The 12,139-nt window shown below is 52.3% G+C and carries 8 protein-coding genes; 5 read left to right on the forward strand and 3 right to left on the reverse strand.

The genetic code is table 11. The features are described from left to right. The first annotated feature begins 590 nt into the window (after nucleotides 1–590). Nucleotides 591–1,400 carry a formate/nitrite transporter family protein gene (locus M0R33_RS19105; RefSeq protein WP_292573115.1) on the forward strand — a complete coding sequence of 270 codons (810 nt, stop codon included), beginning with the start codon at nucleotides 591–593 and terminating at the stop codon, nucleotides 1,398–1,400. Nucleotides 1,401–1,522: 122 nt separating this feature from the next. Further along, the gene (locus tag M0R33_RS19110) at nucleotides 1,523–3,247 is read left to right on the forward strand and encodes a bifunctional protein-serine/threonine kinase/phosphatase (protein WP_292573118.1); all 1,725 of its coding nucleotides are present in this window, start codon (nucleotides 1,523–1,525) and stop codon (nucleotides 3,245–3,247) included. A gap of 62 nt (nucleotides 3,248–3,309) precedes the next feature. Here M0R33_RS19110 and treZ read toward each other — a convergent pair whose 3' ends face one another. The 3 genes from treZ to gap form a co-directional block, all read right to left on the reverse strand. Then, entirely contained in the window at nucleotides 3,310–5,166 is a 1,857-nt protein-coding gene (treZ, locus tag M0R33_RS19115) for a malto-oligosyltrehalose trehalohydrolase (protein WP_292573121.1), read from the reverse strand. 96 nt (nucleotides 5,167–5,262) lie between these two features. Further along, the gene (pyk, locus tag M0R33_RS19120) at nucleotides 5,263–6,699 is read right to left on the reverse strand and encodes a pyruvate kinase (protein ID WP_292573123.1); all 1,437 of its coding nucleotides are present in this window, start codon (nucleotides 6,697–6,699) and stop codon (nucleotides 5,263–5,265) included. Between the two features lie 9 nt (nucleotides 6,700–6,708). After that, entirely contained in the window at nucleotides 6,709–7,722 is a 1,014-nt protein-coding gene (gene gap / locus M0R33_RS19125; protein ID WP_292573126.1) for a type I glyceraldehyde-3-phosphate dehydrogenase, read from the reverse strand. Nucleotides 7,723–8,089: 367 nt separating this feature from the next. On the opposite strand from gap, the gene M0R33_RS19130 reads away from it, so the two are divergent. From M0R33_RS19130 to M0R33_RS19140, 3 genes are all read left to right on the forward strand, one after another. Further along, on the forward strand, nucleotides 8,090–10,129 hold the full coding sequence (locus tag M0R33_RS19130; RefSeq protein WP_292573129.1) for a TonB-dependent receptor: 2,040 nt from the start codon (nucleotides 8,090–8,092) through the stop codon (nucleotides 10,127–10,129). A 25-nt stretch (nucleotides 10,130–10,154) separates the two neighbouring features. Then, the gene (locus tag M0R33_RS19135) at nucleotides 10,155–11,249 is read left to right on the forward strand and encodes a lipocalin family protein (RefSeq protein ID WP_292573132.1); all 1,095 of its coding nucleotides are present in this window, start codon (nucleotides 10,155–10,157) and stop codon (nucleotides 11,247–11,249) included. 287 nt (nucleotides 11,250–11,536) lie between these two features. Then, nucleotides 11,537–12,139, forward strand: a complete 603-nt coding sequence (locus M0R33_RS19140) for a YfiR family protein (protein ID WP_292573135.1) — start codon at nucleotides 11,537–11,539, stop codon at nucleotides 12,137–12,139.

Below are 12,139 nucleotides of genomic sequence, written 5' to 3' on the forward strand. Positions count from 1 at the left end.
GTTGCTCGGCATTGCGGCCGCTTGGTTCTGTATTCAAATACACCGAGCCTTCCTTCGAATCTGATTTTTGAACGTCTGCTTATTAAGTGATGAAGTTTAACTAAAAAAATTTGATTCAATATTCGACTGGCCGGTTAGGGTCGACTGCGCCAATTCGCCGCATCGCGTTTTGCCGGCACACTCATACCAGCCTCGATCACCGGTTGCGCGTGATCGTCCGCCCTACCGCTTTGGTGCAGAAACAGTTCATTTCGGTGCAAATTGTTCTGCCGGTGACTGACCAAACTACCTGCCGCTCCCTAAAACAGTAGTGCTGCAGAGCTTGGCACAATCAGTGCTAAAAAAATGACGATGCAATGGCGCATCATATCTTCCCTTCAACAACGGCGTTGGCTGGCTGCATGTTTTAAACAGGCGGCTAAAAGTTTACTCGTCTGTTGTTCCTGTCCATTTCGGCCATCCGCAATTAACGAGTAAATCGCTCGCCTTCGGGGAATCAACGGCCTGCTTAAACTGGCTAAATCAACCGAATGACCGTGTTTTTGATCCGACACCTCATTCATTGTGTTCCTATTTTTTAAAGGTGCGTTATGTCCTATCTGATTCCTTCAGAATTTGTCACCAAGATGGTGGATGCGGGTGAATCCAAAATCTTTATGTCGACCAGAGATACCTTGATCAGGGCTTATATGGCCGGCGCGATACTGGCGCTGGCGGCAGTCTTTGCGGTATCGGTTACTGTCCAGACCGGTTCGCCGATTTTCGGTGCAATCTTGTTTCCGGTCGGCTTTTCCATGCTGTATCTATTAGGCTTCGATTTATTGACCGGTGTATTCGTATTAGCGCCATTGGCTCTGATCGATAAACGGCCTGGGGTTACCATGGGCGGCATTTTCAGGAACTGGGGACTGGTTTTCGTGGGTAATTTTCTGGGCGCTTTAACCGTGGCGATCATGATGTCGATTGTTTTTACTTACTGCTTCTCCGTGGAACCTGATGCAGTAGGTAAAAAACTGGCCGGCATTGGTGAAGCGCGTACCCTGGGTTATGCCAAATACGGCATTGCAGGCTGGTTTACCATCTTCATTAGAGGCATGCTGTGCAACTGGATGGTATCGACAGGGGTAGTGGGCGCGATGATTTCCACCTCGGTCAGCGGCAAAGTCATCGCCATGTGGATGCCCATCATGCTGTTCTTCGGCATGACTTTCGAACACTCGGTAGTGAATATGTTTCTGTTCCCGTCCGGCTTGATCATGGGCGGAAATTTCTCGATTGCGGATTATTTTATCTGGAATGAGATTCCGACGGTGCTGGGCAATTTGGTCGGCGGCCTGGCCTTTACCGGCTTGACACTTTATTCCACCCATGTAAAAACCGCGCCTAAACGTACTTTTTAATTCAAATCGGGATCATTCAGCCTCGGCTATCAACAGGCCGAGGCTGAATGATCAGACGGTTTAAGTAGTATTCACGCTCATCTCGTCCCAGATGCCGCCCCCGAAGCCTTCGGCCTTATACAATGTCCTCCAGTCAATTAACCGTGTCCGTCGGCCAATATTCCGATAAAGGCCGCAAAGCCGTCAATCAGGATTTTCACGGCCTATATGCTCCGGGACAGCCGCAATTAGCGTCAAAAGGTATAGCAATCGCTTTGGCCGATGGCATCAGCAGCAGCGAAGTCAGCCAGATTGCCAGCCAGGCGGCTATTACCGGCTTTCTGGAAGATTATTACTGCACCTCGGAAGCCTGGTCGGTAAAAAAATCGGTACAACGGGTTTTGACCGCCAATAACGCCTGGCTGTACGCCCAAACCCGACAAAGCCAGTATTGTTACGAGAAAGACAAAGGCTATGTCTGCACCTTGAGCGCCCTGGTGCTCAAATCCGCCACCGCGCATATTTTCCATGTCGGCGATTCGCGTATTTACCGCTTGCAAGGTCACGACCTGGAACAGCTCACCAACGATCATAGGCTGTGGGTGTCAAATGAAAAAAGCTACCTCAGCCGGGCCATGGGTATGGATTCTCATTTGGAAATCGACTATCACAGCCTGTCCGTGGAAATCGGCGACAGCTTTATCCTGGCCACCGACGGCGTTTATGAATACGTCAGTCCAAATTTCGTCTGCGATACCATTAACAACCGGTTCAGGGGTAATCTCGACGCCGCCGCCAAGGCTATCGCCGATGAAGCTTACCGGCAAGGCAGCACTGACAATCTAACCATCCAGATCATCAAAATCGAGACCTTACCCACGCCCGACTCAAAAGAACTTTACCAGTCATTAACCGAATTACCGTTTCCGCCGCTCCTGGAAGCCCGGATGCAATTCGACGGCTATACCATCACGCGCGAGCTGCATGCCAGCAGCCGCAGTCATGTCTATTTAGCGGTCGACCAGGACACTCAGACACCCGTGGTGCTCAAAACCCCATCGATCGATCTGCGCGGCGATCCGGCCTATCTGGAGCGGTTTCTGATGGAGGACTGGATTGCCCGCCGCATCAACAACCCGCACGTCCTGAAGCCTTACGCACAGACCCGCAAACGCCACTATCTCTATATCACCACCGAATTTATCGACGGCCAGACGCTGAAACAATGGATGCTCGACCATCCGCAACCGGATATGGAAACGGTGCGCGACATAGTGGAGCAAATCGCCAAGGGCTTGCGGGCCTTTCACCGCCTGGAAATGTTGCACCAGGACTTAAGGCCCGACAACATCATGATCGACAGCACCGGTACAGTGAAAATCATCGACTTCGGCTCCACCCGAGTCGCCGGACTTGTCGAAATGAACACCGCCGGCCAAGACAGCATCCTCGGTACCGCCCAATACACCGCACCGGAATATTTTATCGGCGAGCCGCCCACCGCGCGCTCGGATATGTTTTCCTTGGGCGTCATCACTTATCAAATGTTGATCGGCAAGCTTCCGTATGGCGCCGAAGTCGCCAAATGCAGGACTAAAGCGACGCAAAGCAAGTTAATGTACGCCACCCTGCTACAACCGAATCGGCTCATTCCAGCCTGGGTGGACGACGCCGTCAAAAAAGCCGTACACCCTAATCCCTATCGGCGTTACGAAGACTTGTCGGAATTCATATTCAACCTGCGCCATCCGCACCAGGCATTCTTAAACAAAACCCGCCCACCGCTGTTGGAACGCAACCCGGTCGGTTTCTGGAAAGGCGTTTCCTGTATTCTGGCGCTTATTATCGTGGCGCTATTGCTGAAATAAGGCCTCCCGAGTTTAGACATTGCCGCTTTATTTTGGCATACCCACCGCGGTGCCGGCAGGTTCTAAGCTAACAGGCAGACCACGGCCCAAGCCGGTAAGCAACCGCTTTTCGGTTGCGAGATTAACTCACCATCAGTGGCGTATAGTATTCGCCCGCAAATAACGGATTCACCAAGCTCGGCGGACTGGTCTCCCGGATTGGCTACCAAGCGCAAAATCCTACCTTCTCCGATTTGCCAATCGACTTGCCACGCTTGCCCGCCGAGCTGCTTTATGCGGGTATCGTTTAAACGGATATCCGGCAGTCGCGGGACAATCTCTTGCCGGCGTACCGCCAACAGCTTGCGATGGCAGGCCAGCCAGTCTTGCCCCTCGGCAGTGTTTAACGCCCGCCAATCCAAGATCGATCTCTGAAAGCTTTCGGCCGCCGAGGGATCGGGAATCGCGGCGCGGGCTTTTGCCGTGGTAAAGCCGGGAAACTCGACAAACTCGCGCCGGCGAGCCTGATTGACGCGTTTTGACAAATGCGCTTCAAAATCGCAAAAAAAACTAAACGGCTGCCGACAACCCCATTCCTGGCCCATGAACAACATGGGCGGAAAAGGCGACAGCAATAACACGGCAGTAGCGGCGCGCACGGCTTCCGGCGCGACTAATTGATGAATACGTTCGGCAAACGGCCGATTACCAACCTGATCGTGATTTTGCAAGAAGTTAACAAACGCCAGCGGCGGCAGATGTGCACTGACTTCGCCACGCGGCTTAGCCTGCCGATACGCCGACCTCTCACCCTGAAATGCAAAGCCCTGCTGCAGACAACGCAGCAAATGTTGGCGGGGATTATCCGCGAAATCTTGATAGTAGCCCCAAGTCTCACCGGTCAGTAACACATGCCAGGCATGATGAAAGTCATCGTTCCATTGCGCGGTGTATCGGCAAGGCGTGGCCGAAGCGTCTCTGTTTAAGTAATGCGCCGCATTGTCGTCGTTTTCCAATATCAAATGTATCTGCCGCTGCCCGAATTGCCGCCGCAAGGTATCCGCCAATTCATCGAGTACATGCAGCGGCCCCGAATCCAACATCGCTTGCACCGCATCCAGCCGCAAACCATCGAAATGATATTCTTCCAGCCAATACAAGGCATTGTGGATAAAAAACCGCCTGACCCAATAACTATGCCCGCCGGCAAAATTAAAGGCCTTTCCCCAAGGGGTATGCTGCTTTGAATTAAAAAAAGCCCTGGCATAATGGTGCAGGTAATTACCTTCCGGCCCGAAATGGTTGTATACCACATCCAGAAATACCATCATGCCCTTGGCATGCGCGGCCTGCACCAGATTTTTCAAATCTTCGGGCCTACCGTAACGGCTATCGGGCGCAAACGGTAATACCCCGTCGTAACCCCAATTTCGGCCTCCGGGAAAATCGGCGATGGGCATCAGCTGAATCGCCGTGATACCCTGTTCCAACAAATAGTCCAGCTTTTCAATCACTGCGTTGAAAGTACCCGCCGGCGAAAAGCAGCCGACGTGCAACTCGTAAACCACCGCCTCATGCCAGGGCCGGCCGAGCCAATCGCCATCAGTCCAGCGCCAAGTTCCGGGGTCGATCGCCTGACTGTATCCGTGCACGTCATCGGGCTGATACCGCGACGCCGGATCCGGTACATTATGCTGCCCGTCTATCCGATAACGATACAAACTACCGGCCGGGGCCTCCATCGCCCGCGCAAACCAGCCATCGGCTTCGGCTTGCAGCGGATAACGCTTTTCCGCATCCGCATCTCTCAAACAAAGCTCAACCCGTTTGGCGTTAGGTGCCCAAATTCGAAAGCAAAACCGGCCATCCGGCTGCCACTGTGCACCATACGGCATCCGATGGCTGCGGGTAATTTGGCTATTGATAGCAGTTTTTTCCATAGCTGTTTATATCGCCCAAAATCGACGAACGCCAGATAAAAAAAAGGAAGCACCGCTTATACGGCACTTCCTTTTCGCAACGCTGACACCGGGAAATTAATCTTCGGTTACATTGATCACTTTCAGCGAGTTGGTTCCGCCGCTGGTGCCGGTCCGATCACCTTTGGTCAGAATCAGCGAATCACCGTTTTTCACCACACCGCGCAATTTCAACGCTTGAGTCAGACTATGGCTGACGCTGGCGGATTCCATCTTTTCATGACTGAAATGAATCGGGAATACCCCTTTATATAAGGTAACCCGACCCAAAGTGCGCTCGTGACTGCTAAACGCGAAGATGGGGATGTCGGAGTTAATTCTGGACATCCACAACGGCGTTGAACCCGACTCGGTCAGGGAGGCAATACCGGCGATTTCAGTGTGGTTCGCCATGTACATGGCCGACATGGCGATGGCTTCGTCGATACGTGCGAAGTTATCGGTCATGCGGTGCATGGACTTGGTCACGCTCGGTTGCTTCTCGGTTTCCAGGCAGATACGCACCATGGCTTGCACGGTTTTGACCGGATGCTTGCCGGATGCGGTTTCCGCCGACAGCATGATGGCATCGGTTCCGTCCATGATGGCATTGGCGACGTCAAACACTTCCGCACGGGTCGGAATCGGATTTTCGATCATAGACTCCATCATCTGGGTCGCGGTAATCACGGTCCGGTTCAGGTCACGCGAACGCTGGATCAGCAGTTTTTGCGCTGCCGGCAGGTTGGCATCCCCGATTTCCACCCCCAAATCGCCTCTAGCCACCATGATGGCGTCGGAAGCCAGAATGATTTCGTCGATGACTTCCATGGCTTCGGCACGCTCAACCTTGGCGACCAGACCGGCGTAGCAACCTTCCGCTTCCAGCAGGCTGCGCGCTTCGTTCATGTCCGCCGCGGTGCGCGGAAACGAAATAGCCACGTAATCCGCATCAATAATGGCGATGGTTTTGATGTCTTCTTTGTCTTTGTCGGTTAAAGCCGCCGCGGACAGACCGCCGCCCAACAGGTTGATACCCTTGTTATTGGACAAATCGCCACCCACCACGACGGTGGTGTTGACGCGGGTGTTGTTCTCGACATTCACCACGTCAAGAACTACCCGGCCATCATCCAGCAATAAACGGGTGCCCGGTTTTACTTCACGCGCCAACGGATCATAACTAATGCCGACCTGGGTATTGTCGCCGTCCAACTTGCCCAAATTGATATCCAAAGCAAACGCTTGACCCTCTTCCAGCCAAACTTTGTTTTCTTTAAAACGCTCGATGCGGATTTTCGGGCCTTGTAAATCGGCCAAAATGCCGACCCTGCGGCCGGTTTGTTTACTGATGGCACGCACCCGGTTGGCGCGATCGATGTGATCCTGCGCCGAACCGTGTGAAAAATTTAACCTGACAACGTCAATCCCGGCCTTGAACAACTCTTCAAGTACGCCGGGCTTGTCGGTGGCAGGTCCCAGCGTAGCCAGGATCTTGGTTCTTCGTAACAGCATGTAAATCCTTTATTTGGCGTTGAACAATGCAACCGTGGTATCCAGCATACGATTCGAGAAGCCCCACTCGTTGTCATACCAGGACAAAACTTTAACGAAGTTGCCGCCGGTGACTTTGGTCAGACCCATTTCATAAATAGATGAATGTGGGTTGTGGTTGAAGTCTATGGATACCAACGGCTCTTCATTAACCGCCAAAATACCTTTCAATGAACCCGCCGCTGCTTCTTTAAGAATGCTGTCGATTTCGTCTTTGGTGGTGTTGCGTGAAGCTTGGAAGCATAAATCGACCACGGACACATTAATGGTAGGCACGCGCATGGCGAAGCCATCCAATTTGCCTTTCATTTCCGGCAATACCAAACCTACCGCGGCCGCGGCGCCGGTTTTGGTTGGGATCATGGATTGAGTGGCGGAACGGGCACGGTGCAAGTCGCTGTGATACACGTCGGTCAACACTTGGTCGTTGGTGTAAGAGTGAATGGTGGTCATCAAACCATGTTCAACACCGATGCTGTCTATCAAGGGTTTAACCAGTGGAGCCAAACAGTTGGTGGTGCAAGATGCATTGGAGATAACGGTATCGGATGCTTTCAGGGTCTGGTGGTTAACACCATACACGATGGTTGCATCGACATCGGCACCGCCTGGCGCGGAAATAATGACTTTTTTGGCGCCGGCTGTAATATGGGCAGACGCTTTGGCTTTGCTGGCGAAGAAACCGGTACATTCATGTACCACATCCACACCCAATTCAGCCCAAGGCAATTTTGCCGGATCTCGTTCAGCAAAAACGCGGATTTTGTCGCCGTTAATGACAATGTAATCACCATCAACCGACACATCGAAAGGAAATTTGCCGTGTACGGTATCGTATTTGGTCAAATGTGCATTGGTTTTGGAATCGCCCAGATCGTTAATAGCAACGACTTGAATTTCGTTGGTGCGACCTGATTCGTACAAAGCGCGCATGACGTTGCGACCAATGCGACCATAACCGTTAATTGCAACTTTAATTGCCATAGAGTGTTCTCCGGAATGAGTGTGAAAGACGAGGGGTGAAACTAATTGACACTACGGGCGCCAAAAATCGCTTGGATTGTAGCAAATTGAGCTGGAAAGCGTCCAGATTGCTGAAATTAAAATATCAAAGTGCAAGTAGATTTTAAGCGCATATTATTCAACCTGGCATGAAAGCCATGCTTCCGGTAATAGTTGAATTTGTATTTTGGACTATTCTTCAGCGTTAAATATACGAAAACCTAACCCCATGAATAGGAAAACATTTTGGCTATGCTTACAAGGACTAGACTGGTTACCCGGCTTGCCGCATAAAGCTGCATCCCGGTAAATAGCTAACTTTGCGCTGCAATCTCCTAATGATACGACGATGCAAAACGATAACAACCTAAAGTCCGCGACCAATTCACTCAGCCTTTTTTTACTAGGCACATTACTGGCCTTAACCTTAGCCGACGGTGCGGCGGCAGAGCAAGCCTCCCCGGATATTGGCGACATATCCATCAACGAGCTGATGCAGATGGAAGTCTCTTCCGCATCCAGAAAATCAGAATCATTATCGGACACCGCCGCGGCCGCCTTCATTATTAGTCAGGACGATATCCGCCGATCCGGAGCTACCAGCATTCCCGAAGCCTTAAGACTGGCACCCGGTATTGAAGTAGCCCAAATCAACGCCAATAGCTGGGCAATCACATCGCGCGGCTTCAACGGCAGGTACGCCAATAAATTATTGGTGCTGATGGATGGCCGCACCGTGTATACGCCGCTATTCTCAGGCGTGTTCTGGAATTTACAGGACACCCTGATGGAAGATATCGAACGCATCGAAGTCATCCGCGGGCCCGGTGCGGTAATGTGGGGCGCCAATGCCGTAAATGGTGTCATCAATATCATTACCAAAAAAGCCAAGGATACCCAAGGCGACTTGTTCGTCGCCGGCGGCGGCAATCAGGAACAAGGCTTTGCCGGCTACCGGCACGGCGGCCAGATCGGCAACGACGGCAATTACCGGGTCTATGCCAAAACCTTCGAACGGGAGGCTTTTGTCACCCCCAGCGGCCAGAGGCAACATGACGACTGGCGCTCGGTGCAAGGCGGGTTTCGAGTCGATGACAGGATTTCCAGCAATCACCGTTTTACCGTGCAAGGCGATGTATACCGTAAAAAAGTGGGTAATACCGTACAACCGCTAACGATCTCGGCGCCATTCAACACTGCTTTTAACGTGGACGACCAGGCCGATGGCGCCAACTTGATATCGCGCTGGGCGGGTAGTCTCAGCGACGGCTCGGAATTTGTGTTGCAGGGCTATTACGACCGGGTCGATTTCACCGCCCAAGCCTTGTCCGACAGCCAGGACATGTTCGACATCGATTTTCAACACCGCCTGCATCCCGACCCCAGTCACGACTTAATGTGGGGGGTGAATTATCGCTTCATCCACAGCACGACCGTCAACAGCTCCGCTATCGCCTTTACGCCGAACAGTTTGGGATATCACCAGGGCGGCGCCTTTGTGCAGGACGATATCACCCTGATCGATCATACCTTGCGGCTAACCTTGGGCAGCAAGATCGAGGAAAGCCATTTCGGCCATACCCAGGTACAGCCCAATGCCAGATTATTATGGACGCCAAATAGTACCCATTCGGTATGGGCCTCGGTGTCCAGGGCCTCGCGAATTCCATCGCGCGGCGAGGCGCAATCCAGCATTGCATTGGGAACAGCTAACACAGCTCTGCTACCTGTTCCCATTCAGATCATGGCTTTACCTAATCCAAACTTGAAGGCGGAAAAAGTCTTCAGCGCGGAAATCGGATATCGCACGCAATGGAGCGAGCGGTTTTCAACCGATGTGACCGCGTTCAGCAATCATTACACCGATCTCATCCTACTCAGCAGAGGCGACCTTTCTATACAGACAGCCCCTACCTTTTCGGTAACCCAACCCTTGATGTGGACCAATCTCACTCGAGAGATTACCACCCGAGGCATCGAAGTGTCCGCCGATTGGAATGTACTCGACTGGATGCGCTTTACCGGCAACTACAGCCACTTGAAAATCGAAAAGCCCTACGACCCCAACAATCCGGATCTGGCCGGGCTAAGCCCAAGGCATCGCGGCATGTTGCGTTGGCAGGTCGACGTGAATGCACAAACCCACCTGGATATGACCATGCGCCACGTCGGTCGCTTGAATGCCGTCAATCAAAGCGTACCCGCCTATACCACTTTCGATGCCCGGCTCGCCTACGAACCGATCGCGGGTATGGAATGGTCCCTGGTCGCGCAAAATATATTCGCCCCTCGGCATCTGGAGTTTAGAGACTCCGCCGCCGTCTCGCTAACCGACTTTACAACCGAAGTACCCCGTTCTATTTACGGCAAATTCAGTTGGAGTTTTTGATTTTTTCACTCACTAGAGAATACCTATGCTAAGCAAACTCTGGAAGAAACTACCTTGGATCCTTGTCGGACTTATACTGCTGATTAGTCTGCTGGAGCCGGCATTACTGCCTTGGCTACTGTTGGCCGCAGTCGTGGTCGCTTGTTTGTTTATGCCAAAACGAGGCTTGATCGGCCCGGTTGAACTGCCCGCCGACGATGCCTTTTTGCCGACCGAGCAAGTTCAGTGGTGGTATTGGACCGGGCACTTGCAAAGCGAGGATGGACGCCGCTTCGGCTTTGAGGTGGTATTTTTCACCTTCGACAGCTTTCTGATCATGCGCGACCAACTGGTACAAGCCGCCATTACCGACGTGGAGGGCAACCGATTTGAATTCGCGGAGTATGTCAAGTTTCACCTGCCGACTCGCGGCAAAAACGGTTTTAACCTCGATTCGGGCAACGGCAATCGTATCACCGCTGTCGGCGGCGACGGCCATGATCGTTTACACGCTGCGGTGGGCGAATACATACTGGATATCGAATTACAGGCCACTCAACCGCCGGCCTTGCACTACGGCGGCGGTCCACACCCCTACCGTTTCGGCGGTTACACCTACTATTATTCACGGCCGAAGATGGAGACTAGCGGCACCTTGACGGTAGCCGGCGAAACGCTGAAAGTGAGCGGCAACAGCTGGTTCGACCGCCAGTACGGCGAGCTGTACCAAGCCATTCAGCAAGGTTGGCAATGGTTTGCCATTGAATTGGCAGACAATCGGCAAATTATGCTGTTCGACTTTAAAGGCAACGATTCCGAGGTGGAAAAATCAGGATCGATCACGGATGCGGAAGGCCGTACCGTAACCCTGGCCGCCGCCGAATTTCAGGTGTCCGTATTGGACCAATGGATCAGTCCTAACACCGGCTGCAGCTATCCTTCCGGTTGGGAACTTGAAATTCGCGGCGAAAAATTCACCGTGCAACCCTTGCTGAAGGACCAGGAATTACATGCCAAACACAGCTTCTGGATTGGCCCGGTCTATTGGGAAGGTGCCTGCAGCGTTGCGGGTGCCGTCGACGGTCAAGCGTATGTGGAACTCAACGGTTATTGTCGCTGTCCGCCCCGGAGCGGCATATAACAACGGCTTGCCCGCATATATGCCGGTCAACTATGGAGTAAATTGCTGCCGTGCCGCGACAGTTATAGCTTAAGAAGATGCCGTACCACTCGACTGATGTACGGCATACTGCGTCAATTGAACCGATAACGAATCCGCACCGTAATTTTAAAACAACCGAGCAAAACACTCGTGTTATATGTAAGATTTGTGTAAGTATTTAAGCCTGATCGCCATTACCACTTGATCGTTACCCAACCCGAAAACGCATGATGCCTTCCGATAAATGTAAAGGATTTCAAAATTGCTTGGACAAGATTCGGCTGGGTCCCCGTGCGCGTTTTGCAAGAATATTAACTTCAATAGCAGCTGAGCAAGGCCGTTGGCTGACCAGAGCCATCCTGGCTTTATCGTTGTTGGGCGTCTGCCAGCCCCAATGGGCCGACGGCCTTTCCGAAAAGCAAATCAAAGCGGCTTATTTGTACAATTTTGCCAAATTCGTGGAATGGCCCGCCGATATGCTGTCACCCAACGCTGAAATTTTACTGTGCATTGTCGGGAATAACGCACTGGATGGCGCACTGGATGGGCTGAATGGGCGTAATGTCGGCGAACACCCATTACGCGTAGAGCAAAAAAACTATGCCGATCTATCCGTCGCCGGGTGCCACCTGTTATACATCGGCGACTCGGAACAAGCCCATTTCCTGGTTATACTCACAGCCTTAGGAAACGCGCCGACGCTAACCCTATCCGACATTGACGATTTTGCGGAAAAAGGCGGCGGTATCGGCCTGCTATTCCGCGATAACAAGGTAGTGTTCGAAGTCAATCTGGAATCGATTCGCAAAGCAGGTCTGCACCTGCCGAGTCAGTTATTGAATATCGCAAGCTATGTTTACGGGAGATAG

Source organism: Methylomonas sp. (assembly GCF_023228165.1).
Lineage (GTDB): Bacteria > Pseudomonadota > Gammaproteobacteria > Methylococcales > Methylomonadaceae > Methylomonas.

Bases quoted from the DNA above. Each gene is read 5' to 3' on its own strand.
- M0R33_RS19105 (WP_292573115.1), top strand. From the start codon at position 591: ATGTCCTATCTGATTCCTTCAGAATTTGTCACCAAGATGGTGGATGCG.
- M0R33_RS19110 (WP_292573118.1), top strand. From the start codon at position 1,523: ATGTCCTCCAGTCAATTAACCGTGTCCGTCGGCCAATATTCCGATAAA.
- treZ (WP_292573121.1), bottom strand. From the start codon at position 5,166: ATGGAAAAAACTGCTATCAATAGCCAAATTACCCGCAGCCATCGGATG.
- pyk (WP_292573123.1), bottom strand. From the start codon at position 6,699: ATGCTGTTACGAAGAACCAAGATCCTGGCTACGCTGGGACCTGCCACC.
- gap (WP_292573126.1), bottom strand. From the start codon at position 7,722: ATGGCAATTAAAGTTGCAATTAACGGTTATGGTCGCATTGGTCGCAAC.
- M0R33_RS19130 (WP_292573129.1), top strand. From the start codon at position 8,090: ATGCAAAACGATAACAACCTAAAGTCCGCGACCAATTCACTCAGCCTT.
- M0R33_RS19135 (WP_292573132.1), top strand. From the start codon at position 10,155: ATGCTAAGCAAACTCTGGAAGAAACTACCTTGGATCCTTGTCGGACTT.